This window comes from Corynebacterium comes (genome assembly GCF_009734405.1).
Taxonomy (GTDB): domain Bacteria; phylum Actinomycetota; class Actinomycetes; order Mycobacteriales; family Mycobacteriaceae; genus Corynebacterium; species Corynebacterium comes.
Genome location: NZ_CP046453.1, coordinates 1,211,738 through 1,236,222 on the forward strand (window position 1 = coordinate 1,211,738; position 24,485 = coordinate 1,236,222).

24 protein-coding genes and 1 tRNA gene are annotated in these 24,485 nt (G+C 68.4%); 15 read left to right on the plus strand and 10 right to left on the minus strand.

Going from position 1 to position 24,485, the window contains the following annotated elements:
• The first annotated feature begins 21 nt into the window (after positions 1-21).
• Positions 22-423, plus strand: coding sequence for a carboxymuconolactone decarboxylase family protein (locus CETAM_RS05870; protein ID WP_156227870.1), 402 nt, complete (start codon positions 22-24; stop codon positions 421-423).
• On the opposite strand, the gene CETAM_RS05875 is transcribed toward CETAM_RS05870, so the two are convergent.
• Positions 401-964, minus strand: coding sequence for a DUF4395 domain-containing protein (locus CETAM_RS05875; protein ID WP_231587602.1), 564 nt, complete (start codon positions 962-964; stop codon positions 401-403). The two genes, CETAM_RS05870 and CETAM_RS05875, sit on opposite strands and share 23 nt — an antisense overlap.
• An 84-nt stretch (positions 965-1,048) precedes the next feature.
• Positions 1,049-2,053: an NUDIX hydrolase gene (locus CETAM_RS05880; protein ID WP_156227872.1), complete on the minus strand. Its 1,005-nt coding sequence runs from the start codon at positions 2,051-2,053 to the stop codon at positions 1,049-1,051.
• Positions 2,054-2,186: 133 nt separating this feature from the next.
• On the opposite strand from CETAM_RS05880, the gene CETAM_RS05885 reads away from it, so the two are divergent.
• A complete protein-coding gene (locus tag CETAM_RS05885; protein WP_156229395.1) occupies positions 2,187-3,200 on the plus strand; it encodes an NAD(P)H-dependent glycerol-3-phosphate dehydrogenase in 1,014 nt (337 codons plus the stop codon).
• Positions 3,201-3,206: 6 nt separating this feature from the next.
• On the plus strand, positions 3,207-4,292 hold the full coding sequence (locus CETAM_RS05890) for a D-alanine--D-alanine ligase family protein (protein WP_156227874.1): 1,086 nt from the start codon (positions 3,207-3,209) through the stop codon (positions 4,290-4,292).
• Here the strand turns inward: CETAM_RS05890 and CETAM_RS05895 are convergent.
• Positions 4,264-5,190, minus strand: a complete 927-nt coding sequence (locus tag CETAM_RS05895; protein WP_156227876.1) for a DUF3515 domain-containing protein — start codon at positions 5,188-5,190, stop codon at positions 4,264-4,266. The genes CETAM_RS05890 and CETAM_RS05895 overlap by 29 nt on opposite strands.
• Between CETAM_RS05895 and CETAM_RS05900 the strand changes: the two genes are divergently transcribed.
• Genes CETAM_RS05900 through CETAM_RS05935 form a run of 8 tightly spaced genes read left to right on the plus strand, consistent with a single transcriptional unit; the run spans position 5,189 to position 12,420 of the window.
• Positions 5,189-6,187: a thiamine-phosphate kinase gene (locus tag CETAM_RS05900; protein ID WP_156227878.1), complete on the plus strand. Its 999-nt coding sequence runs from the start codon at positions 5,189-5,191 to the stop codon at positions 6,185-6,187. The two genes, CETAM_RS05895 and CETAM_RS05900, sit on opposite strands and share 2 nt — an antisense overlap.
• Before the next feature lie 2 nt (positions 6,188-6,189).
• Positions 6,190-6,834, plus strand: a complete 645-nt coding sequence (locus CETAM_RS05905; RefSeq protein ID WP_197085809.1) for a uracil-DNA glycosylase — start codon at positions 6,190-6,192, stop codon at positions 6,832-6,834.
• Positions 6,835-6,845: 11 nt separating this feature from the next.
• On the plus strand, positions 6,846-8,279 hold the full coding sequence (locus tag CETAM_RS05910) for a DAK2 domain-containing protein (RefSeq protein WP_156227880.1): 1,434 nt from the start codon (positions 6,846-6,848) through the stop codon (positions 8,277-8,279).
• Between the two features lie 2 nt (positions 8,280-8,281).
• Positions 8,282-10,390, plus strand: coding sequence for an ATP-dependent DNA helicase RecG (locus tag CETAM_RS05915; RefSeq protein ID WP_156227882.1), 2,109 nt, complete (start codon positions 8,282-8,284; stop codon positions 10,388-10,390).
• Positions 10,391-10,400: 10 nt separating this feature from the next.
• Complete coding sequence (locus tag CETAM_RS05920; RefSeq protein WP_156227884.1) at positions 10,401-10,610, plus strand: biotin/lipoyl-containing protein; 210 nt, start codon at positions 10,401-10,403, stop codon at positions 10,608-10,610.
• A complete protein-coding gene (gene rsmD, locus CETAM_RS05925) occupies positions 10,607-11,182 on the plus strand; it encodes a 16S rRNA (guanine(966)-N(2))-methyltransferase RsmD (protein ID WP_156227886.1) in 576 nt (191 codons plus the stop codon). The genes CETAM_RS05920 and rsmD overlap by 4 nt, the downstream gene beginning before the upstream one ends.
• Complete coding sequence (gene coaD / locus CETAM_RS05930) at positions 11,179-11,664, plus strand: pantetheine-phosphate adenylyltransferase (protein WP_156227888.1); 486 nt, start codon at positions 11,179-11,181, stop codon at positions 11,662-11,664. Before rsmD ends, coaD begins: the two co-directional genes overlap by 4 nt.
• 60 nt (positions 11,665-11,724) lie before the next feature.
• Positions 11,725-12,420 (plus strand): sulfite exporter TauE/SafE family protein, encoded by a 696-nt coding sequence (locus CETAM_RS05935; protein ID WP_231587634.1) that lies wholly within the window; start codon positions 11,725-11,727, stop codon positions 12,418-12,420.
• Between the two features lie 1,290 nt (positions 12,421-13,710).
• Here the strand turns inward: CETAM_RS05935 and CETAM_RS05945 are convergent.
• Positions 13,711-14,403 (minus strand): SDR family oxidoreductase, encoded by a 693-nt coding sequence (locus CETAM_RS05945; RefSeq protein WP_156227893.1) that lies wholly within the window; start codon positions 14,401-14,403, stop codon positions 13,711-13,713.
• Between the two features lie 23 nt (positions 14,404-14,426).
• Between CETAM_RS05945 and CETAM_RS05950 the strand changes: the two genes are divergently transcribed.
• Positions 14,427-15,095: a TIM barrel protein gene (locus CETAM_RS05950; RefSeq protein ID WP_231587603.1), complete on the plus strand. Its 669-nt coding sequence runs from the start codon at positions 14,427-14,429 to the stop codon at positions 15,093-15,095.
• Positions 15,095-15,619: an NUDIX hydrolase gene (locus tag CETAM_RS05955; protein ID WP_156227895.1), complete on the plus strand. Its 525-nt coding sequence runs from the start codon at positions 15,095-15,097 to the stop codon at positions 15,617-15,619. The genes CETAM_RS05950 and CETAM_RS05955 overlap by 1 nt, the downstream gene beginning before the upstream one ends.
• Here CETAM_RS05955 and CETAM_RS05960 read toward each other — a convergent pair.
• The 5 genes from CETAM_RS05960 to CETAM_RS05980 all read right to left on the minus strand — a co-directional run bounded on the left by CETAM_RS05960 (position 15,616) and on the right by CETAM_RS05980 (position 19,448).
• The gene (locus tag CETAM_RS05960; protein WP_156227897.1) at positions 15,616-16,380 is read right to left on the minus strand and encodes an amino acid ABC transporter ATP-binding protein; all 765 of its coding nucleotides are present in this window, start codon (positions 16,378-16,380) and stop codon (positions 15,616-15,618) included. The two genes, CETAM_RS05955 and CETAM_RS05960, sit on opposite strands and share 4 nt — an antisense overlap.
• The gene (locus tag CETAM_RS05965) at positions 16,377-17,282 is read right to left on the minus strand and encodes an amino acid ABC transporter permease (protein WP_156227899.1); all 906 of its coding nucleotides are present in this window, start codon (positions 17,280-17,282) and stop codon (positions 16,377-16,379) included. The genes CETAM_RS05960 and CETAM_RS05965 overlap by 4 nt, the downstream gene beginning before the upstream one ends.
• Positions 17,279-18,172: an ABC transporter substrate-binding protein gene (locus tag CETAM_RS05970; RefSeq protein WP_156229398.1), complete on the minus strand. Its 894-nt coding sequence runs from the start codon at positions 18,170-18,172 to the stop codon at positions 17,279-17,281. The genes CETAM_RS05965 and CETAM_RS05970 overlap by 4 nt, the downstream gene beginning before the upstream one ends.
• Entirely contained in the window at positions 18,172-19,089 is a 918-nt protein-coding gene (locus CETAM_RS05975) for a DUF368 domain-containing protein (RefSeq protein WP_156227901.1), read from the minus strand. The genes CETAM_RS05970 and CETAM_RS05975 overlap by 1 nt, the downstream gene beginning before the upstream one ends.
• Before the next feature lie 65 nt (positions 19,090-19,154).
• Positions 19,155-19,448 carry a hypothetical protein gene (locus CETAM_RS05980; RefSeq protein WP_156227903.1) on the minus strand — a complete coding sequence of 98 codons (294 nt, stop codon included), beginning with the start codon at positions 19,446-19,448 and terminating at the stop codon, positions 19,155-19,157.
• Positions 19,449-19,559: 111 nt separating this feature from the next.
• Here CETAM_RS05980 and CETAM_RS05985 point away from each other — a divergent pair, with 111 nt between their 5' ends.
• Entirely contained in the window at positions 19,560-21,584 is a 2,025-nt protein-coding gene (locus CETAM_RS05985) for a glycoside hydrolase family 3 protein (protein WP_156227905.1), read from the plus strand.
• A gap of 5 nt (positions 21,585-21,589) precedes the next feature.
• Here CETAM_RS05985 and CETAM_RS05990 read toward each other — a convergent pair.
• A tRNA-Leu gene (locus tag CETAM_RS05990) sits at positions 21,590-21,666 on the minus strand.
• A 117-nt stretch (positions 21,667-21,783) separates the two neighbouring features.
• Here CETAM_RS05990 and polA point away from each other — a divergent pair.
• On the plus strand, positions 21,784-24,384 hold the full coding sequence (gene polA, locus CETAM_RS05995) for a DNA polymerase I (RefSeq protein WP_231587635.1): 2,601 nt from the start codon (positions 21,784-21,786) through the stop codon (positions 24,382-24,384).
• The last annotated feature ends 101 nt before the right edge of the window (positions 24,385-24,485 follow it).

The window sequence follows — 24,485 nt, forward strand, 5'->3', positions numbered from 1 at the left end:
CTCGCCCTGAAAGGACGATCCATGGCAGACGACAGATTTGAGGCGGGACTGCAGATCCGCCGCGAGGTGATGGGCGACGACTTCGTCGACGCCGCACTGTCCCGCAATGCGGGCACCGACGGGGAGGAACTGCAGCGGCACATCACCGACACGGTCTGGGGCTCGGTGTGGACCCGCGAGGGGCTCGGTAAACGCGACCGCAGCCTGCTCAACATCGGCATGCTCGTGGCACTGCGTGCCACCGAGGAGCTGCGTGGCCACGTCCGCGGCGGACTGCGCAACGGCCTGCGCCGTGAGGAGATCACCGAGGCCGTCATCCACGCCTCCGGCTACTGTGGCGCGCCCGCCGCGCTGTCGGCCATGAAAGTGGTGCAGGAGGTTCTGGAGGCCGAACTCGGCCCTAGGACCCCGAGCGGGGAGTGACCAGCCCGACGTCGGCACGCTCGATCGTGAGCGCCGCCGGCGTCACCTTGGCGTAGCGGCGGCCGACAGACGCACATTCCTCGCAGATGTCCTCCGGGATGACGCCCCACCGCATGAGCACGCTGAAGATCCGGCAACCCAGGCAGAAGCCGAACGCCGACTCCAGGGTCGCGGCCACCACCAGGGCGACCAGCGTGACGGTGGCGGCGGTGGTCCACCCGGCGAACGTGAAGGCCAGCGCGGTTCCGCTCACCACCAGGCCGATCGCCTGGGCGAAACGCTTCGGCGGTCCGGCGGTCAGTCGCGGGGCGCGCCGCAGCAGCGGCACCAGGACGTGCACGGAGAGGCGTCCGAAGGGGGAGTACCGGGGACCACCCGCGACGCGGAGCGCGAAACCGAGCGTCAGCGCCACGAGCAGCGCCAGCCGCACGCCGTCCCCGGAGAGGATCGTCGCCGCGGTGAGCGCCACCACCAGGCCGGCGGTGCACCGGGCGGCGTACTCGTTGACCGGATTGGGGAAGACGAACAGGGATCGGTTCAAGGCAGACTCCTCACAGACGGACGGATCAGCAGATTGTACCGACCAGTCTGCAGTTTGTATACAGTCCGGTTCCGTCCCGGCCCGCTACTTCGCCGGCAGGGGGCTGACCAGGTAGTCCGCCCCCGTCAACTGCCCGCCATTGAAGGAGAGCACCCAGACGGACGCCTTCTTCGCCTCGATCTCGTCGAGCGGGAGACGTCCGTTCGCGCTGAGCCAGGCGATCATCTCGGGGACGGAGATGCCCTGGGAGACGACGACGGAGGTACCGCCGGCGTCGATGAGCTCGGTGAAGCGCCGCTTGCACTCGACCTCGTTGCGCAGCCACGCCTCGTCGCCGAACAGCGGGTCGACCACGACGTCGACGTTGAGTTCGTCGGCCAACGGCGCAGCCGTCGCCTGGCAACGCTCCGGCTCCGCGGAGTAGACGGCCACGGGCTTGTACGGCAGGAGCATGGGGACGAGCATCTCCGCCTGCCTGCGCCCCTTCTTGTCCAGTGGCCGCAGGTTGTCGTCGCCCTCCCAGTTACGGCGCTGGTGCGCACGACCGTGACGGATGTAGAGCACCCGCGAGGTGGCGGGCAGACGGAAACGCTTCTCGGCCTTGTCCAGCACGTGCCGGTCGACCTCATAGCTCAACAGCGCCCTGGCCTCCGCCAACGGGAGCCAGCGGAGCTCGTCCACCTCCGCGTTGGGGGTGAACTCGCCACTGAGGACCTCACCGGTCCAGTAGTAGACGACCTTGGTGCGGTCGAGCACCGGGTAGGTCACCTTGCCCAGGAGTTTGCCCAGGCGGATCTCGTAGCCGGTCTCCTCGAGGATCTCGCGGGCTGCGGTCGTCGGCAGTGACTCGCCCGGGTCGACCTTGCCCTTCGCCAGCGACCAGTCGTCATAGGCGGGACGGTGGATGACCGCCACCTCGACGGTGTCCAGGTCATGAATGTCACCGCGCCACAGCACCGCGCCAGCGGCCAGCATCGAACGCTTGAACTCCTTCACCGGGTCGGCCGGGATCACCTGATGACGGCCGTTGACCAGCAGTTCCGGTCCCTGATCCTTGTCCACCTCGTGAGGCAGCGGATTCTTCGCCATATTTCTCCTTCGGCGGTGTCGGATACGATTCCCACCATTTTCACTCACCTCCGCGCGGTTCGCACGACCAACCCGCCCTCCGCGTCCTTTAAGCTGGCTCCGAACAGTGGTCGAATGAGTGAGGGAGCAACGCGTGGTCAAGGTCGCGATCATGGGTGCGGGGTCCTGGGGCACCACCCTGGGCAAGGTCTTCGCCGACGGCGGCAACACCGTCACCCTGTGGGCACGCCGCCCCGAACTGGCACGGCAGATCCAGGAGACCCGCGCCAACCCGGACTACCTCCCGGACATCACCCTCCCGGAGTCGGTGACCGCCACCGACGACGCCACCCTGGCGCTGGACGGCGCGAACATCGTCATCTTCGCCGTCCCCAGCCAGACGATGCGTGACAACCTCCAGGTGTGGGCCCCGCTCCTGCCCCCCGACTCCACGCTGGTGAGCATCTCCAAGGGCGTGGAGACCGGCACCCACCTGCGCATGAGCGAGGTCATCGCCGAAATCACCGGCGCGGACACCAACCGCATCGCGGTACTCTCCGGCCCCAACCTGGCCCGGGAGATCGCCCAGGAGCAGCCCGCGGCCACCGTCATCGCCTGCGCCGACGAGAACCGGGCCAAGCTGGTCCAGGCCGCCGTGGCCACCCCCTATCTGCGCCCGTACACCAACACCGACGTCATCGGCGTCGAACTCGGCGGTGCCTGCAAGAACGTCATCGCCCTGGCCTGCGGCGTCTCCGCGGGCCTGGGCTTCGGCGAGAACACCCTGGCCACGATCGTCACCCGCGGCCTGGCGGAGATCTCCCGCCTGGGCGACGCACTGGGGGCGGACCCGCGCACCTTCGCCGGCCTGGCCGGGCTGGGCGACCTGGTGGCCACCTGCACCTCGCCGCTCTCGCGTAACCGCTCCTTCGGCGTCCGCCTGGGCGAGGGCGGCACGCTGGAGGAGGCGAAGAAGGCCACCCACGGGCAGGTGGCGGAGGGCGTCATCTCCTCCAACTCGATCTTCCAGCTGGCGGAGGCCCACAAGGTGGAGATGCCCATCACCCAGGCCGTGTACGCCGTGTGCCACCGCGGGCTGGATGTGCGGGACATGATCGCCGCACTGATGGGTCGTTCCAAGAAGGCGGAGTACAACCCGGTAGGCTGACCCCTCATGGAACAGCCACAACGCATCACGGTCGGTGTCATTTACGGCGGCCGCAGCAGCGAACATTCAGTGTCGTGCGTGTCCGCAGGTGCGGTGATGTCGCACCTCGACCCGAGCAGGTACGTGGTGGTGCCCATCGGCATCACCCACGAGGGAATGTGGACGGTGGGGGAATCTGACCCCACCAGACTGATGATCCGGGACGGCCAGCTGCCGTCCGTGAAACCGGGCGCGGAGCTCTCCCTCTCGCTGAACCCGGCCGAACGTGGTCTCGTGCGCAACCTCAGCACCGGCACGGACCATGCCCGCATCGACGTCGTCTTCCCCGCACTGCACGGCCCCTTCGGCGAGGACGGCACCATCCAGGGCCTGCTCGAACTCGTGGGCATCCCGTACGTGGGCACCGGTGTGCTGTCCTCGGCGTGCGGCATGGACAAGGAGTTCACCAAGAAGCTCGCCGCCGCTGAGGGCCTGCCCATCACCGCCGAGGTGATCCTGCGTCACGGCGAAACCGACCTGAACGAGAGGCAGCGCGACCTGCTGGGCCTGCCTGTCTTCGTCAAACCCGCCCGCGGCGGCTCCTCGATCGGTGTGTCCAAGGTCTCGGACTGGGCGGAGCTGCCGGCGGCGGTCGAGCTGGCCCGGGAGTCGGACGCCAAGGTCATCATCGAGGCCGAGATCATCGGCGCAGAGGTCGAGGTCGGTGTGCTGGAGTACCCCGACGGCCGTCTCGTGGCCTCCGTTCCGGCGAAGCTCAACAACACCGGCGACTCGGATGAGGGCTTCTACGGTTTCGAGACGAAGTACCTCGACAACGTGGTCACCCCCACCATCCCGGCGCCCTTCGGCCAGGAGACCAACGACCGGATCCGCGAGATGGCGATCGAGACCTTCCGCGCACTGAACTGCCAGGGCCTGGCCCGCGTGGACTTCTTCCTCACCGATGAGGGCCCCGTGCTCAACGAGATCAACACCATGCCGGGCTTCACCCCCATCTCGATGTACCCCCAGATGTTCGCCGCCTCGGGGGTGCCCTACGAGGAGCTTCTCGACGTCCTCATCGCTACTGCTCTCCAGTCCCAGCGGAGATAGCCTCACCCAGCTCGACGACGGCCGCGTTGCCGGTCGCCTGCGGGACGCTGACGGCGACGTCCACGTCCCTGCCCAGGGCGAACCAGGTCGAGGACGTGGTTCCGTTGGCCAGGGTGGTGTCCTCGAACCAGACGATGTCGTTGACCTGGTTGAGCTGGATGCCCGGCTGGTAGTTCTCCGGCGGGGCGACGCCGCAGCGCAGGACGACCGGCTCGAGGCCGTTGGCGGTCCAGGCCGCGGTGAGGGGCTCGGCGACGTCGATACGCGAGTACTCCTCGGCGAGGGTGTCCGGCAGGTTGGCCATCAGCTCCCCGCACCGGGCAGTGTCACCGCCCGCGAGCAGGGACAACGGGGCGGGGAAGGTGTCATGGACCGTGGCCGCCAGCGCGGAGGCTCCGAGGCCCTCGACCGGGTTGTCCGCGCGACCCAGGGACTCCTCGTCCGCGGTGACGGCGATGACCGGGGTGCGGTCGACGGTGAACCAGGAGGCCAGGGTGGAACCGGGCGTGGCGTCGGTGATCAGCAGCCACTCGACGCCGTCGATCGTCTCGGTCGGGGCGTAGTCGGTGTACTGCAGCGGCAGCTCGACGCCGCAGCGCAGTGTCACGCGTTCCACGGAGCTGGAGGCCCAGGCGGCGACGCCATCGGGGGCGGGCTCGGCGATCTCGGCGCGGTCGTGGCCGATGAGCTCATCAGGCAGGCCGGCGATGAAGTCGCTGCACTCCCGGGAGTCCGCCAGGGGGGCGGGCAGGTCGCTCATGGACACCGGCTGTTTGGCGGCACGATCGAACACCAGCTTCGCACCGATGACGACCCCGAGGACCAGGGCGACTGCGAGGACCAGGGCGAGGTAGATGGCGGTTCGGCTGGAGCGACTAGGTTGATAAGTGGAGCTCATGAACTGGAAGTCTATCGAAAGGGATGGCGTGACCATCTTCCCCGCCCATTATTCCGGCCCGACGCTCGGGGAGGTCGGCGAACACGGGACGATTGAGGCGATCGTCGCTGCGGCACCCTCGTCCCGCAACGGCGATGACGCCGCGGTGCTCAACCACGCCTCACCGAACTCCCGGGCGGTGGCCACGACGGACATGCTCATCGAGGGCCGCCACTTCCGGGCGGACTGGTCGACGCCGGAGGAGATCGGCCAGAAGTCCATCGTGCAGAACTTCGCCGACGTGGAGGCCATGGGCGCCCGACCGGTCGCCGCACTCCTGGCGGTGTCCGCCCCGCTGTACACGCCGGTGTCCTACATCCGGGGGATCGCCGCCGGCATCGCCGAGCGGGTGGGGGAGTACTCCGCGGAACTCGTCGGGGGTGATCTGACGGCGGGGGATCAGCTGGTGCTCTCGGTCACCGCGATCGGTTCCCTGGGCGGCTCGCGCCCCGAGCTCACTCTCAACCGCGCCCGACCAGGGCAGCGTGTGGTGGCCCACGGCAGGATCGGCTGGTCCGCCGCCGGACTGGCCCTCCTGAGGCATTTCGGCCGGGAGGGGGTGCCCGGGCAATTCGCCCCGCTTGTCGACGCCCACTGCGCCCCCCGCCTCAACCCCGGCCGCGGCGTGATCGCGCGCGCCACCGGGGCGACCGCCATGACGGACAACTCGGACGGTCTCGTCGTGGACCTGAACACCATCGCACGCCGCTCCGGGGTGGGCATCGACCTGCACTCCGCCGACATCGCGCCTGAGCCCCTGCTCGTCGAGGCCGCCGAGCTGCTGGGGGCGGACCCGTGGGAGTGGGTCCTGTCCGGTGGGGAGGACCACACCCTGCTGGCCACCACTGCGGGAGACCCGCCCTCGGGTTTCCGCGCCATCGGCCGGGTGGTGCGCGGTGACGGGGTCAGCGTCGACGGCGCCGCGCCGAAGTACGACTACGGGTGGGTGAGTTTCTGATCATGCTTCCCGTGCACCCCACCTGGCAGCCGGTGCTGGCCCCGGTCGAGGACCAGATCCACGCGCTCGGTGATTTCCTGCGCACCGAACCGGCGTTCCTCCCCGAGGGCGATGACATCCTGCGCGCCTTCCAGGACCCCTTCGACGAGGTCAAGGTCCTGATCCTCGGCCAGGACCCGTACCCCACCCCGGGCCACCCCATGGGCCTGAGTTTCTCCACCCGCCCCGGGGTGCGGCCCCTGCCGCGCAGCCTGGCCAACATCTACCGCGAACTCAACGCCGACCTCGGCCTGCCGATCCCGGAGGACGGCGACCTGTCCGCCTGGTCCCGTCAGGGAGTACTGCTGCTCAACCGGGTGCTCACCGTGCGGCCCGGTGAAGCCGCGTCGCACCGGGGCAGGGGCTGGGAGGCGGTGACGGAGACGGCGATCCGGGCGCTCGTCGAGCGGCGGCAGCCCCTGGTGGCGATCCTCTGGGGACGCGATGCCCAGACGGCCGCGCGTGTCCTGGGGGACACCCCCCGCATCGAGTCCCCCCATCCCTCCCCGTTGTCGGCTTCCCGGGGTTTCTTCGGCTCCCGGCCCTTTTCCCGGGCGAATGAGCTTCTCGTGTCTGTTGGAGCGGAAGAGGTAGACTGGCGGCTGTAGACTACGGCGTTATGTCCCATCCGCGAGAGCTAGACGGCAGCCGACTCCACGACTGGGCGGTCCGGGCCGTCGCCGAGCTGTCCGCCCGCCGCGCGGAGATCAACGCCCTCAACGTCTTCCCGGTGCCGGACGCGGACACCGGTTCCAACATGGCCCACACCATGGAAGCCGCCCTCGCGGAGGCCGGACGACTGACCGGGGAGCCGGGCGTCGCTGAGGTCGCCCGCGCCCTGGCCATCGGCAGCGTGCGGGGCGCGCGCGGCAACTCCGGACTCGTCCTCAGCCAGGTCCTGCGCGCCATCGCGGATTCCACCAACCACGGGAACGTCGACGGCACCTGCATCGCCCAGGCGCTCACCCTGGCGGTGAAACTCGTGGACCGCGCCATCGCGGAACCGGTCGAGGGCACCGTGATCACCGTGCTCCGGGCCGCCGCCGTCGCCGCGGAAGCCGCCGGCCGGGAACTCGAAGCGGTGGTTCTCGCGGCCGTCGCCGCCGCCCGCACCGCCCTGGCCAACACCCCCTCGCAGCTCGACGTGCTGCGTGAGGCCGGGGTGGTCGACGCCGGGGGAGCCGGGTTCGTCGTCCTGCTGGAGGCCCTGCTCGCGGAAATCGAGGGCACGACAGTCACCGCCCCCACCGCGGAGACCCCCGTCCAGTCCGGCCCCGAGCTGGAGGTCATGTTCTTCTTCCACGGCGACCTGGGTGCCCTGGAACCGGCGTTGTCCGGCCTGGGCAACAGCCTGGTCATCGCGCGCGCCGATGAAACCAGCGGCCGGGTGCACATCCATTCGCACGTCGCCGGCCGGATCATCGAGACGGCTTTCGCGGCGGGTGCGGTCTCTGACCTGCGGCTCGAGGTGCTTCCCGACGCCCCGCAGGTCGCCACCCCACGCCGCGTCGTCGTCGCCGTCACCCCGGCGGGATCCGTCGCTGATCTGTACCGCGAGGCGGGCGCGGTCGTCGTCACACCCGGTGAGAACGTCGTCTCCGACATCCTCTCCGAGGTCCGCCACTCCAGCGCACAGGAACTGATCCTGCTGCCCAACGGGCTCCTCGACCACCGTCAGCTCATCTCCGTCGAACGCGCCACCCACGCCTTCGAACAGTCCATCACCATCGTGCCCACCGGGCGGCTGGTCTCCGGTATCGCGGCCCTGAGCGTCCACGACGCCCAGGCACCCATCGGGGTGGCGGCATACACCATGTCCGAGGCAGCGGCGTCGATGCGCACGACGATTGTCACCCCAGACGACGTCACCACCACCGTCGAGGCCGCCGTGGAAGCCGCCTGCCGGGCCCTGCTCGCCGAAGGGGGCGAGCACGTGATCCTGCTGACGGGGACGCAGATGGACGTCGAGAAGCTCGCTGAGGTGCTGAAGGTGGACGTCATGGCGTTCCCGGCCGACGGGCTGTGCCATCTGGTGGAGATCGGGGTCGAGTAGCGGTGCTCGGCTGGACCGACGACCGGCTGCTCGCCGACGTCCTCCCCGGGAAGGAGGCGACGGCCATGACCAGGGCCCTCGGGTACGTCACCTGCCAGGACCTGCTCGAACACACCCCGCGCGCCTGGTCACGCCACGGTTCGGGCGTGCTCGCCGAGGACGCCCTCGAGGGCGACATGATCACGTGCGTCGGCGAGGTCATCGCGGTACGGGAATTCCACACCCGCGAGGGCAGGACGATCACCCGGTTGACCGTCAACGACGGACGCACCGTCTTCAGCGCCTCCTTCTTCAACTCCGCCTACGTCACCCGGGTCCTGCGCCAGGGCTCGAAGGCGATGTTCTCCGGGAAGCTGAAGTTCTACCGGGGCGAGCCGCAGCTGCAGCACCCTGATTTCCTCATCCTGCCCGGCCCGGGCGAGAAGGCCGCAGGCAGTGGCTCGCTGAAGACCTTCGCGTTGTACGGCGACCCCGACGAGCAGCTCCGCGACCTCGACTACGTGCCCATCTACCCCGCGACGGCGAAAATGGCGTCCTGGCGCATCATGGCCGCCGTCCGGCACATCCTGCGCACCCTCGACCCGGTGCCGGAGCCCCTCGGCGAGGTCCCGGCCGGTCACGTCAGCTTCGACGAGGCGATCCGTGGCGTTCATTTCCCCGGCCCAGAAGGCCCCGAGCCGCACCTGGAGCGGCTCAAGTACAACGAGGCGCTCACACTCGGACTGGTCATGGCGCTGCGTCGCCTGGAGACCATGCGCCGCAACGCCCCCGCCCTGCCCCCGGTCGAGGACGGCCACCGCACCCGACTGCTCTCGCATCTCCCTTACGAGCTGACCGAGGGCCAGCGCACCGTCATCGGGGAGATCGGGCAGGACCTGAGCAGGGGCGAACCCATGAGCCGGCTCCTGCAGGGCGAGGTCGGCTCGGGCAAGACGGTCGTCTCCCTGGTGGCCATGCTCCAGGCCGTCGACGCCGGCCACCAGTGCGCCCTGCTCGCGCCCACCGAGGTCCTCGCCGCCCAGCACGCACGCACCCTCACCGCCCTGCTTGCCGACGCCGCCGTCCCCGCCACCGTCGTCCCCCTCACCGGCTCCATGCCCGTGGCGGTGAAACGCCAGGCCCTGCTGGACATCATCTCCGGGCAGGCCGACATCGTGGTGGGCACCCACGCACTCATCCAGGACACGGTCGAGTTCTTCGACCTCGGGCTGGTGGTCGTCGATGAGCAGCACCGCTTCGGCGTCGAACAGCGGGCCCGGCTGCGCGCCAAGGGCCGCGACGGACAGACGCCGCACCTGCTGGTCATGACGGCCACCCCCATCCCGCGCACCATCGCCATGACGGTGTTCGGCGACCTCGAGGTCTCCACGCTGCGCGAGCTGCCCGGCGGCCGACGCCCCATCGAATCGGTCGTGGTGCCCGAGTACCGGCCCACCTGGGTGCGACGCGCCATCACCCGCATCGGGGAGGAGGTCGAGGCCGGCCGGCAGGCCTACGTCGTGTGCCCGCGGATCGAGGGCGAGGGCGGCGTCCTCCAGGTGTTCGAGATCCTCGGCCACGGCCCCTTCCGTGATTTCGTCGTCGGCTACCTCCACGGCCGGATGTCGGGCGAGGAGAAGGACTCCGTCATGAGCCGTTTCGCGGCCGGGGAGATCCAGATCCTCGTGGCCACCACCGTCATCGAGGTCGGCGTCGACGTGCCCAACGCCACCGTCATGCTCATCCGCGAGGCCGAGAACTTCGGGGTCTCCCAGCTCCACCAGTTGCGCGGCCGCGTCGGCCGTGGCGACCACGCCTCCCTCTGCATCTTCCACACCCTCGCCGAGGAGGACTCCGAGGCCGACCGACGCATCCGCGACGTCGCCGCGACCTCCGACGGCTTCCTGCTCGCCGAACTCGACCTCATCCACCGTCAGGAGGGTGACGTCCTGGGCACCAGCCAGTCCGGCACCGCCCGCACCGTCCGGCTGCTCAACCTGCTGGAGGACTACGCCATCATCGAACGCGCCACCAGCGACGCCGCCGTGCTCGTCGACAGGCATCCGCTGCTCGCCCAGCGACTGGTCCTGGAGATCGACCGCACTGACCGGGAGTTCCTGGAGAAGAGTTAGAGTGTGGGGCATGGATATCTGTGCCCCCTTCGCCGGCATCGTGCGTTATCACGTCGCTGCCGGAGATACCGTTGACACCGGTGACACGCTGGCCACCGTCGAGGCCGTCAAACTTGAGGCGCCGGTCCTCGCGCCGGGTCCCGGCACCGTCGGCACGCTCGCCAGAGACGATTTCTCTGACGTCGTCGGCGGCGAGCTGCTCCTGGAGGTCACCGAATGACCCGCATCATCTCCGGTGAGGCCCGTGGCCGCAGGATCAAGGTCCCGCCCGAGGGCACCCGCCCCACCTCCGACCGTGCCAGGGAGGGACTGTTCTCCTCCCTGCAGGTGCGCTTCGGCTTCAACGACGCCCGGGTCCTGGACCTCTTCGCCGGATCCGGCGCCCTCGGCCTCGAGGCGGCCTCGCGTGGCGCGGCCGAGGTCGTGCTCGTGGAGAACGACCACGCTGCGGTTGAGGTCATCCGGCACAACGCGGGCGTCGTGAAGCATCCGGCGGTGCGGATCGAGGAGATGAAGGCGTCGACCTACCTGGCGAATGCGCCGCGCGACTACTTCGACATGGTGCTCGCTGACCCGCCCTACGAACTCGCCGACGAGTCCGTCCGCGAGATGCTCGAGGCACTGGAACCCGCGCTCATCGACGGCGCCGCAGTTGTCGTCGAACGCCACGTCTCCTCGCCCGAGACCGACTGGCCCGCAGGCTACGAACCCACCACCCAGAAGCTGAAGAAACGCACCTACGGCATCGCACGCATGGACATGGCCGTCTACCGCCGAAAGGATCCCCAGTGAAAGCCGTCTGCCCAGGTTCCTTCGACCCGGTGACCATGGGCCACCTGGACATCTACCGCCGCGCCGCCGCCCACTACGACGAGCTGGTCGTGCTGGTGACCGGCAACCCCAGCAAGAAGTCGGGCCTTTTCACCATCGAGGAGCGGATGGAACTCATCCGCGAGGTGACCAGCGACGTCCCCAACATCCGCGTCGACTGGTGGGGTGGCCTGCTCGTCGACTACACCACCAGGAACGACATCTCCGCCCTGGTCAAAGGCCTGCGCACCGCGCTCGACTACGAGTACGAGCTGCCGATGGCACAGATGAATCGGCGCCTCACCGGCATCGACACCTTCTTCCTGCTCACCGACGAGAAGTACGGTTACATCTCGTCGTCGCTGCTCAAGGAGGTGGCAAAGTACGGCGGGGACGTGCACGGTCTGCTTCCCGACGTCGTCGTCGATGCGGTCAAGGAAAAGTACCGTACCCTCAACGGGTAGTCTGTTCGGGTGCTTGCCGAACTTCTCCTTATTTTTTTCATCGTCGCCATAGGCTCCGCCATGCAGCGGATCTCCGGTATGGGCCTCGGGCTGATCGCCGGCCCCGTGCTCGTGGTGACGATGGGCCCCGTTGAGGGCATCCTCGTGGTCAACGTGCTCGCCTTCCTGAATGCCGCCGCCACGACCGTCACCGTCCGCGAATACGTCGACTGGCGGAAATTCGCCCTCATCGGCTCCGTCCTGGTCGTCGGCTCCGTTCCGGCCGCCCTGCTGGTGCGCGAGGTCTCCGGTTCCCTGCTCCAGGCGCTCGTCGGTGGCCTGCTCCTCATCGCTCTGGCGGTGACCACCTTCGGCCAGAAGTACATCCCCCACGCGGAGGGCCCCGCCCCCGCACTCGTCGCCGGCATCGCCGGTGGCTTCATGAACACCCTCGCCGGCATCGCCGGGCCAGCGATCACCGTGTATGCGCAGGCGTCCCGCTGGGGGCAGCAGTCCTTCGCGGCCACTCTGCAGCCGATCTTCATGGTGGCTGGTGCGCTCTCCTTCCTCACCAAGATCCTCTCGGGTGCCGGGTCACTGACGGAGACCAACTGGCTCATCTGGCCCGTCGGGATCCTGGGTATGGCCCTCGGTCTGTGGATCGGCGTCAGGCTCAGTGAGAAGGTCAGCCGACCACGGGCACGCAACATCGCCCTCGTCCTCGCCTCCGCCGGTGGCGTCGTCGCCCTCGTCCGGGGTGTCTCGGGCCTTCTCTAGCAGCTCATCCCTGAGGCGTTTCCTGGCCTGAGCCTCCAGGCGGGCGCGCTCGTTGCGGGCATCACGTCGCTGGACGAAGGTCTGCACCCACCTCCTCGAATCAGTGGTGAGCGGGCCCTCCGGGATGTCCTCGACCCATTCGCCGTTGGGCAGCAGCCAGATGACGTGCCCGGTCACCGCGTCGAGGACATAGCGGATATGGCCCGCCGTCTTGAGGTTGTGGTGGTGCCGACACAGGTTGACCAGGTTGTCGGCCGAGGTCGTCCCGCCGTCGGCGTGGTTGAGCATGTGGTCGTTGTCGCAGAACTGGGCGGGCACCGGGCAACCCGGGTAGCGGCAGACGTCGTCCCGGCCTTCGAGGAGGGCCTCCAGGATGGCCGGGGTCCGGTAGGCGTCGGTGCTGAACGTCGCAGCCTCGTCCATGTCCCGGACCGTCGAGGCCCTGGCCAGCCACTCCGCGGACCGTCGGGGATTGAGCCAGCCGGCACGCGGGAGGTACACGGGGGCCTCCTCCACGTCGTGCGCGCGGTAGAGGTTCATGTGCACCTTCACGCCTGCGTCCTCCCCGGTGAGCAGAAGCGCATGGGCGGCCGCGTGACCGATCCTGCGCTCCTCCGCCAGCGCCCTGACGCGGGCGTCGATGGCGGCGGCGGTGGGTGCGTCGAAACGTGCGAAGAGGTCGGCGGTGCCGTCGTCGTGGATCTTCATGGAGTAGGTCGTGCCGGGCAGCTCGGGGTCCTCCTCATCGGTGGCGAGCGAGGCGTCGAGTTCGTCGAGCATGGCCTTGATTCTTTTCCGGATCGACTTCGGCGATGGCAGGGGCTGGTGGGGACGGGTGGCGGTGAGGTAGCGGGTGATCCGCTCGTCGAGCTCCGGGAAGTACGCCCGGTCGGCCATGGCCAGCGCGGATTCGACTGCCCGGAGCCGGGCCAGGTCCAGGTGGTGGAGCTGCTCATGGTGGGCCCGCAGGGCGGGGAGCTCATCCAGCGTGGCCATGGCCATGAGGTTGCGCTCCACCGTGCGGCTGCCCAGGCCGGTGCTACGGACGATGGCGGCGTAGTTGACGTCGCAGTCGACGGTCTCGTCTACGGCGTCGGCAAGCATCCGCCAGAGGAAGTAGTCGGCGCGGGAGACGGCGTTGCAGGCAACGGCGTGGGGGTCATCGGGATTGTTGACGGAGTAGAAGTTCAGGATCGGAGCTCACGTCCTCACGTGGCGTCGGGGGTTCGATCTGGCGTTCGATGAGCACGCTAAACCACCACCCCGACACGGCACCCCCGTCCGGGGGCGTCAGCCCCGGCCCAGGTAGGGCATCCCCGCAGCCGTGACAGTCACCTGATCGACGCTGACGTCGGTAGGCATCGACGCCACCGCCACGAGCAGGCGGGCCGCCTCGGCGGCGTCGAACATCGGCTCGGAGCCGGTGAAGGAACCCAGCAGGGCGGTGCGGGCGTTGCCGATGTCCAGTTCCGTCGCCGTAATGCCGTAGGGGCGACCGTCCAGCGACGTGGAGACCGTCAGGCTGGCCACCGCCGCCTTGGACGCCGCATAGGCGGCCACCCCGGCGCGCGGAGAGTGGCCCGCGATGGAGCCGTTGTTGATGATCCGCCCGCCGCCGTTGGCCGCCATCCACGCGAAGGCCTGCTGCGTGCACAGGAAGGTACCCGTGATGTTGGTGTCGAAGGTGGCCCTCCACCCGGCGGGGGAGATGGTGTGCAGCTCGCCGGTGGGGCCCGGCACGCCGGCGTTGTTGACCAGCAGATCCAGGCGACTGTAATGGTCCGTGACCTCGTGGAAGGCGGCGGCGACGCTGGCCTCGTCGGAGATGTCGCAAGGCACGACCAGGCCGCACCCCGTCTCCTCCAGCGTCGAGCGCGTGCGCCCCAGCAGGGCGACGGACCAGCCGTCGGCCGCCAGCGCCCGGGCGAACATGCGGCCGAGGCCTGCGCCGGCCCCGGTGACTACTGCAACTCTGTTGTCCATGGGCCCATCGTAGAGTGGTCAGTGTGATCACCGCGATGAACTGTTCCATCGGCCGAAACAGCCTCACCGAGGGCCTCGACGCCGCCACCACCCCCAACGTCGAACTCTGGTGGCCCTTCGCCGTCCCGGACCCCACCGACGCCGACATCGACGCCGTGGTCGCCGAGCTGAAGAGCCGGAACCTCACGCTGGTGGCGCTCAACATGTTCGGCGGTGACCTCGCCGCCGGGGACCGGGGCATCCTCCACGAACGCGACATGCCGGCCGCCCACCTGGACGCCATCGAACGCTTCCACAATCTCACCGGTGTCCCGCGCTTCAACCTGCTCGTCGGCCGTGGCGGAGCGCAGCTCACCGACCAGCAGGTGGAGAGGTTCGGGGCGGTGGCCCGGGACGTGGAGAAGCGGTTCGGGGGAGTGGTCATGATCGAGCCGCTCTCCGGCGCCGAAGACTACCCCGTGAAGACGCTTGCCGACGCCGCCCTGCTCCCCGGCGGCCTGCTGCTCGATCTGTACCACCTCGCCGTCAACGGCCCGGTCGACCTGAACGGTGTCATGCCCGAACACGTGCAGATCGCGGACAGCCCGGGGCGTGGCGCGCCGGGTACCGGGAGCCTGCCGCTGGCGGAATGGGTGCAGCAGCTGCGCGACGCCGGCTACGGGGGCCACGTCGCAGGGGAGTGGCTGCCCTGATGGAACTGTGGGATCTCTACGACGTGGATCGACTCCCGACCGGCGCCACCGTGGAGCGGCGGTCCGGCCTGCCGGAGGGGCAGCTGCACGTCGTGGTGCACGTGTGCGTGTTCGACGGGGCGGGTCAGCTGCTCATTCAGCGGAGGACCGACACCAGGCCGAACTGGCCCGGGCTGTGGGACTTCAGCGTCGGCGGCAGCGTCCATGCGGGGGAGAGCAGCCGCGAGGGGGCCGTGCGCGAGGTGCGGGAGGAGCTCGGTCTGAACGTCGATCTCGCCCGCCCCAGCTTCACCTTCAACTTCCAGTACGGCTTCGACGACTTCTACCTGCTGCGTATCGACGCCGACCTGCCCCGGCTCGCCGTCCCCAATGAGGAGGTCGCGGAGGTCAGGTGGGCGTATCTCGATGAGGTGCTGGAGCTGGTGCGTTCCGGCCGGTTCATCAACTACCGGGAGTCGGTGGTGCGCTTCGTCTTCGATTTCCTGGACCAGCGCAACATTTTCGACCACCGGCGCGACATCTAGAACAACGACGACAGGAAGGCCCGGGTGCGCCCCTCCTTCGGGTTGTCCAGGACCTCGGCGGGCGGACCCGACTCGACGACCCTGCCGCCGTCCATGAAGACGACGGTGTCGGCGACTTCGCGGGCGAAGCCCATCTCGTGGGTGACCACGAGCATGGTCATGCCGTCGTCGGCCAGCTTTCGCATGACCCGCAGCACCTCGCCGACGAGCTCGGGGTCGAGGGCGGAGGTGGGCTCGTCGAAGAGCATGAGTTTGGGGTCCATCGCGACGGCGCGGGCGATGGCCACGCGCTGCTGCTGGCCGCCCGAGAGCTGCACGGGGTAGGCGTTGGCCTTGTGGGCGAGTCCGACCTCGTCGAGAAGCTCCATGGCCCGCTGGCGGGCGGCCGCGGCGGGAACGCCCTTGACGTGCACCGGCGCCTCCATGATGTTCTCCAGGGCGGTGCGGTGGGGGAAGAGGTTGAACTGCTGGAAGACCATGCCGATGTCGGCACGCTGCTTGGCGGCGTCCCTCTCGGAGATCTCGTGGAGCACACCGTCGTGCTCCCGGTAGCCGATGAGGTCGCCGTCGACGTAGAGGCGGCCGGCGGTGACCTTCTCCAGGTGGTTGACGCAGCGCAGGAACGTGGATTTTCCGGAACCGGAGGGTCCGATGAGGCAGGTGACCTGGCCCTTGCGCACCTTCAGGTCAATGCCCTTGAGAACCTCGAGCTGGCCGAAGGACTTGCACACCTGCTGGGCGTCGATCATGAGGTCGGTCATGGGGTCTCCTTCACGGTGACGTTGCCGGGGATCGTACCCTCGGCGTCGGCGAGTGCGGCGAGCTGGCGGCCGGTGAGTTCGCGGCGCGCCCCCTTCTCGAAGTGCTTCTCCAGGTAGTACTGGCCCACCATCAGCAGCGAGGTGACGGCCAGGTACCAGGTGGCGGCGACCAGCAGCATCGGCACCGGCTCGAAGAGCGCGGCGGCGATGTCCATGGAGCGACCGTAGAGTTCCAGCGTGTACGGAATGGCGACCACCAGCGAGGTCGTCTTGAGCATGGAGATCAACTCGTTGCCGGTCGGGGGGATGATGATGCGCATCGCCTGGGGCAGGACGGTACGGCGCATGGTCAGCGTCCAGCTCATGCCCAGCGCCTTCGAGGCCTCCATCTGGCCCTCCGGCACCGACGAGATGCCCGAGCGGACGATCTCGGCCATGTAGGCGGCCTCGTTGAGTCCCAGGCCCAGGACGGCGAGGAGGAAGGCGTTCTGCAGCAGCGGTTCCAGCTCGACCTCGGCGAAGCCGACGTTGATGGACTGGTACAGCGAACCGAGCAGGCCCCAGAACACCAGCTGCACGTACACCGGGGTGCCGCGGAAGATCCACAGGTACACCCAGGCCACGCCACGCAGCACCGGGTTGGGGGACATGCGCATGACCGCGAGGGTCGCGCCGAGGACGACGCCGATGAGCATCGCCAGGACCGTCAGCGCCAGGGTGTGCAGGGCGGCGGTGGCGACCCGGGTGTCGAAGAGATAGGCGCGGTAGGTCGCCCAGCCGTAGGCCTCATTGGTCAGGGCGCCGATGATGAACCAGGTGGACAGACCCAGCACGATCGCCGCGAGGATCCAGCGACCCGGGTGGCGAAGCGGCTTCGCCTGGATGGGGGCGGGTGTGGTCATGCGTCAGGCTCCTTTTCGTTGATCATGGCCTTGTCGACGAGTCCGGTCTCCACGCCCCACTGGGCGAGGATGCGCTGGTAGTCGCCGGTGTCGATGAGGTGCTGCAGCGCGGCGGCCATCGCCGGGCCCAGCGGGGAATCCTTCGGCACGGCCCAGCCGTAGGGGGCGGCGGCGAACATGTCGCCGGTCAGTTCGAGTTCCCCCTCGGAACGGGCGACGGCCCAGGCGGTGACGGGGGAGTCGGCGGACAGGGCGTCGGCACGCCCGATGAGCGCGGAGAGTGCCGCGTTGTCCGATGTGTCATAGGAGAGGATGGTGATGGGCTCCTCGCCGGCGTCCTCGCAGGCCTGCGACTTCGGCCGCACGTCGTCGGTTTCGGAGACGGTGGTGCGCTGCACGGCCACGGTCAGCCCGCAGGGGTTCTCCGGGTCGACGTTCGTGCCCGTCGGCTGTGCCCACTGGATGCCGGCGTAGAGGAAGTTGACGAAATCGACGTTCTTCCGTCGTTCCTCATTGTCCGTGAAACCCGAGGTACCCACGTCCAGGGTGCCCGCCTGCACGGCGGGCAGGATCATGGCGAAGTCCTGCTCCACGGGTTCGAACTCGAGGCCCATCACGGCGGCGACGGCGCGGGCGAGGTCGATCTCCAGGCCGACGATGGTGCCGTCGGAATCCTTCACCTCGAAGGGGGCGAAAGGCGGGTTCGTGCCACCGGAGAGCACCCCGTCGACGGCCACGGACTCCGGCACCATCGCCGCGATCTCCGGCACGGCGTCCGGTGTGACGGGGGTCCATCCCTCCGGATGGACCTCCTCGACGTTGGTCACGCACGCGCTCATGCTCATCGACGCCGCCGACAGCACCGCCAGCGCACTCATGCGGCGGCGCATCATACCGGCAGCTTCTCTTCGATGATCTCGGACTCGCGGCGGGTCGTCGCGACGCGGTCGGCGATGATGAACACGGCGACGATCACGCCACCGAGGACGACGAGGCCGACTATGGCGAGGACGTTGCCGCCCGGGGACAGCAGGTCGGCGGTGTCGGACTGCCACGGCCACAGGGAACGCAGCGACCCGAGCATGAGGCCCGCCATCAGTGTCAACGAGATGGTGCGGTGCTTCTCCAGCGCCCAGGTGAGGACACGGATGAACAGGGCGATACCGACCAGTGCGCCGGCCATGAAGGTGAAGATCACCGGCCATTCACGGGCGGAGAGAGCCCCCATGATTGGACCGTAGAGGCCGACGGCCAGCAGGAAGAAGGACCCCGAGACACCCGGCAGCACCAGCGCACATATCGCGATGGCGGCGGCGAGGAAGATGACGATGAGGGAGGGGTTGTCCTGCGGCGCCGACGTGAATCCCGTGCCGAAGAAGCTCACCACCGCCGCGATCAGGAACAGCGGGACGACCACCTTCCACTTCCGGTTGACGTCCTTCGGGTCCATCATCGCCACCGGCACCCAGATGGACACCGCCACCATGCCCAGGAACAGCGCGCGGGCGTATTCGGGGGAGTTCTCCACGAAATCGTGCAGCACCGTCGACATGGTGAAGACTGCTGCCACCATGCCCAGGCCCACGGCGATGAGGAAAGGCCAGTCCACTGCCTTGAACTGACGGCGGAACAGCTGATTGCCGGTGTTGAGCGCACGCTCGTAGATGCCCACGACCAGCGCGACGGTGCCGCCGGAGATGCCCGGCACCAGCTCGGCCATGCCGATGAGGGCGCCGCGGATGAGGTTTGCCACGACATTCAGCGGGGTACGCGGAGTCTTGGCGGGATAATGATGAGGGGTGGTCATGGCTTCTCGGCGCACGCCTTCCATGGTCAGGGGGGCGGAAAATCTCAGCCCCTAACCTTACGGCACTAACGCAGTGTCGCTGAGACCGCCTGGATGACGGTGCCCAGCACCGCGACCGCCACGAAACCGATCAACCAGTCGCGTCCGAGCAGCGCGGCACCCTCCTTCATCTGCTCCTCCGAAGGGTTGGAGGAGAGCAGCCGGGCACCGGAGGAACCCAGGCGCATGTCGGTCGGCAGCTCGTTGACCTGCTCGTTGACCTGCGAGTCCAGCTGTGAGGAGGGGGCGGCCTGCGCGGCAGGAACGACACCCAGCGTGAGGGTGGCTGCAGTGCCCAGGGCAATGAAAGTACGGCGCATGTGGTGGGATCCTTGGTAGGTGGGAAACGGGACCCGTTCACTTTAACCGTGGATGCGCGGAAACTTCCGGCAACATCGGCGTTGCCACGCGGGCGTCGATACGGTGGGTACATGACTGCCACCACGCCGCCCCAGCCGAGCCTGGGCACCCGAACCGGCCGCCTGATCACACAGGACGACCTCCAGTTCCGTGACCTCAACGGCGACGGAGAACTCAACCCCTACGAGGACTGGCGCCTGGACCCCGAGACGCGGGCCGTCGACCTGGTCCACCGGATGACCCCGGAGGAGAAGGCGGGTCTGATGGTCATCGGCTCCCACCACCCCGGGTACTCCTCATTCCTGCCGCACGCGGAGGAAGGCCTGGTCCTCAACCCCGAGGACGTGTGGCGCGACGCCAACCCCATCACCTCCCAGCCCTACCCGGAGCCGGTCCTGGTGACCTCCTCGACGGACAACGCCATCAACGCCCGCCACCAGCGCTTCCTCATCTGCCGCGACAACCTCGGGCCCGGGGACCTGGCCACGTGGACCAACGCCGTCCAGGAGATGGCCGAGAACTCCCGCCTGGGCATCCCGGTGGTGTTCGCCTCCAACCCGCGCAACCACGTCGCCCTGGTCCCGCAGTTCGGCGTCAACGAATCCGCGGGCGTGTTCTCCGAGTGGCCCAACGAGCTCGGCCTCGCGGCACTCGATGACCCGGCTCTCATGGAGACCTTCGGTTCGGAGATCGCCCGGGAGTGGCGCGCCGGTGGCCTGCACAAGCTCTACGGCTACATGGCCGACGTCGCCTCCGAGCCGCGCTGGTCCCGCTTCAACGGCACCTTCGGTGAGGACGTGGAGCTGGTCACCTCGTACATCGGTTCCGTCGTCCGGGGGATGCAGGGCAGGAAGCTCTCCCACACCTCCGTGGCCTGCACCATCAAGCACTTCCCCGGTGGCGGCGTGCGCCTGGACGGCCACGACCCGCATTTCGAGTGGGGCCAGACCAACGAGTACCCGACCCAGGGGGCCCTGGAGCGTTACCACCTCCCGCCGTTCCAGGCCGCGTGTGTGGCCGGGGCCAGCTCGATCATGCCGTACTACGCCAAGCCGGTGAACACCTCGGCGGCGCAGCTCGACGAGCAGTTCTGGCACGGCCCGACCACCCAGTTCGCCGAGGTCGCCTTCGCCTACAACAAGGTGTTCCTGGAGGACCTCCTGCGCCGCCGTCTGGGCCACGGCGGCTACGTCAACTCAGATTCCGGCGTCATCGACGCCATGGTCTGGGGCGTGGAGGGCCTGACCAAGCCGGAGCGCTTCGCAGCCGCCATCCAGGCCGGCACGGACATCTTCTCCGACATGTCCGACCCCACCGAGCTCATCAGGGCCATCGAGCAGGGCCTGCTTTCCGACGCCGAGCTCAACCAGGCCTGCACCCGCCTCCTCACCGAGATCTTCCAGCTGGGACTCTTCGAGAACCCCTACGTCGATGTGGATGCCGCCGCGGCGGTGATCGGCGCGAAGGAGGTCGCCGCCCTGGGCGAGCAGGCACAACGCCGGTCCGTCACCCTGTTGCGTTCCTCCGGGCTGCTGCCGCTGAACCCGGCGCGCGAGGTGAAGGTCTATGCCTTCGTCACCGGCCGCACCCGCATCGGGGACGTGCAGGTCAAGCTGGAGGAGGCGATCACACGGACATGGGCGGGGGCTCATCTGGTGGGTAGCCCGGAGGAGGCTGAGCTGGCCCTCGTGTGGGCACGGCCCGAGATCGCCCTGTTCGAGGACGACCGTGAGGGCGTGGCGCTGTCGGTGGACCCCCGCGACAACGGGGTGGACGTGGACCGGGTGCGGGAGATCGAGAAGACCGTACCCACCCTGCTGGTGGTCAACTTCACCAACCCGTGGCTGCTCGGCGAGATAGAACCGGAGGCCGCAGCCGTGGTCGGCTCCTTCGAGATCCACCCCGACAATCTGCTGCGCTCACTGGCAGGGGAGGACGGTGGCCCCGCCGGCCGCCTGCCGATGAGCCTGCCCGCCTCCGTGGAGAAGATCGGGCAGTCACCGCGTGACGTGCCCGGCAAGTACTGCGGCGACGACTACCCCTACCGCGACCGCGACGGCAACGTCTACGCCCAGGGCTACGGCCTGCGGCTCTGACGTCATGGTGCCCCCGGTCGGACTCGAACCGACACTGAACGGGTTTTGAATCCGTTGCCTCTGCCAATTGGGCTACGGGGGCGGCAAGGGGACAGTTTAGTGCACGGCCCTCCCTCGGTGGGAATCGGCCTGGCTACACTTGGCTCTTGTGACTGAGACGACCGAGAACAACCGCCTTCTGCTCATCGACGGGCATTCGATGGCCTTCCGCGCCTTCTATGCCCTGCCTGCCGAGAACTTCTCCACCACGGGTGGTCAGCACACCAATGCGGTGTACGGATTCCTCTCGATGCTGGCGAACATCCTGGCGGAGGAGAAGCCGGCGCACGTGGCGGTCGCCTTCGACGTGGGGCGCAAGACGTTCCGTACGGAGATGTTCCCCGAATACAAGGCGCAGCGGGAGGCCTCGCCGCCGGAGTTCAAGGGCCAGGTGGACATCCTGGAGGAGGTCCTGGGCACGCTCGGGATCACCACGCTGAGCAAGGAGAACTACGAGGCCGACGACATCCTCGCCACCCTGGCCACCGCTGCGACGCCGCTGGGGTATGAGACGCTCATCATCACCGGCGACCGCGACTACCTGCAGCTGGTCGACGAACACACCACTGTGCTCTACCCGATGCGCGGCGTGTCCAACCTGCACCGTTTCACTCCCGAAGCCGTGGAGGAGAAGTACGGACTGACCCCGGAGCAGTACCCGGATTTCGCGGCCCTGCGCGGCGACCCGTCCGACAACCTCCCTAACATCCCCGGCGTCGGCGAGAAGACCGCCACCAAGTGGATCCAGCAGTACGGCACGCTGGACAACCTCCTGGACCATGCGGATGAGATCAAGGGCAAGGCGGGGGAGAACTTCCGCGAGCGCATCGACCAGGTCCGCCTCAACCGTCGCCTCACCCACATGCTCACGGACATGGAGCTGCCCGTGGGGCCGGACCAGCTCACGCTCAGGCCGGCGGACGTGGGGGCAGTAGCCAAGCGTTTCGACGATCTCCAGTTCGGCGCCAACCTCCGCGAACGCGTCCTCGCCGCCGTGCCCACCGAGGGTGCCGTCGAGACCACCGTGCAGCTTGCCGACGTCGTCGTCGACCACACCCCGCTCGCCGCCTGGCTCGCAGCCCGTCAAGGCCAGGGGCTTGCCCTCTTCGTCACGGGTACGCCGGCGCCGAACCAGGGGGACGCGACGGCGATCGCGGTCGTCGACAAGCAACGGCGTGCGGTGAGTGCTGAGCTCGCCGACCTGGACCCCGCGGACGAGAAGGCGCTGGCGGGGTGGCTGGCCTCGGAGGACCCGAAGTACCTGCACGAGTCGAAGGCCGCGTTCCACATGTTCGCCGGACGCGGGATGGAGCTCAACGGTGTGGTCCACGACACCGCCATCGCCGCCTACCTGCTGCGGCCGGGGCAACGCACCTACGAGCTCAAGGACGTCTACCAGCGGCACCTGCAGCGCCAGCTCGCCGAACCGGAAGGCCAGCTCTCCCTGCTCGGGGACTCCACGCTGATCGACTCGGCGGCCGCCATCCTCGAACTCACCGAAGAGCTGACCAGGCAGCTCCAGGAGATCGACTCCTTCGAGCTCTACCACGACCTGGAGATCCCACTGGCCGGGATCCTCGCGCGGATGGAGGCGACGGGCATTGCGGTGGACGTCGAAACGCTCGAGGAGCAGCTGGCCAACTTCGTCGAACAGGTCGCCCAGGAGGAGGTCGCCGCCCGCGAGCTGGCGGGGGATGACACGCTCAACCTGTCGAGCCCCAAACAGCTGCAGGTCGTGCTCTTCGAGACCTTCGGCATGCCCAAGACCAAGAAAACCAAGACCGGCTGGTCCACCGCGGCCAAGGAGATCGAACTGCTGGCGGTCAAGCACCCGCACCCGTTCCTCGACCACCTGCTGGCACACCGCGAGTACCAGAAGATGAAATCCACGCTGGAGGGCCTGATCAAGACCGTCCAGTCCGACGGGCGCATCCACACCACCTTCAACCAGACCGTCGCCTCCACCGGGCGTTTGTCCTCCACCGAACCCAACCTGCAGAACATCCCCGTGCGCACCCCCGCCGGCCGGAAGATCCGCTCCGCCTTCGTGGTGGGCGCAGGCTACGAAACCCTGCTCACCGCCGACTACTCGCAGATCGAGATGCGCGTCATGGCGCACCTCTCCCAGGATCCCGGGCTCACCGAGGCGTACAAGGAGGGCGAGGACCTGCACAACTACGTCGGCTCCAAGGTCTTCGAGGTGCCCATCGACAAGGTCACCCCCGAGCTGCGCCGTCGCGTCAAGGCCATGTCCTACGGCCTGGTCTACGGACTCTCCGCCTTCGGCCTGTCCCAGCAGCTGAACATCCCCGCCGGCGAGGCCAAGACCATCATGGACAACTACTTCGAGCGCTTCGGCGGCGTCAAGCGCTACCTGGCCGAGGTCGTGGAGCAGGCACGCAAGGACGGCTACACCTCCACCCTCTTCGGCCGCCGCCGCTACCTGCCCGAACTCAACTCAGACAACCGTGTCGCCCGTGACAACGCCGAACGTGCGGCCCTGAACGCTCCGATCCAGGGCACGGCGGCGGACATCATCAAGGTGGCCATGATCCGCGTCGACCGTGAGTTCCGGGCCGCGGGCGTGAAGTCCCGGGTGCTGCTGCAGGTCCACGATGAGCTCGTCGTCGAGATCGCCCCGGGTGAGCTGGAGCAGGTCCAGGAGATCCTTGAGCGCGAGATGGGCTCGGCCATCACCCTGCGGGTGCCGCTGGAGGTGTCCGCCGGTTCCGGGGCGAACTGGGACGAGGCTGCGCACTAGGGGTGTGGAAAGCCCCGTGGCAAAGGGCGCGATCTCGACTACGCGGCCGCGCCCTTTGCCCCGCCCCTGCGTAGTTTGGTGAGCCCCTTGCGTCGTTGAGA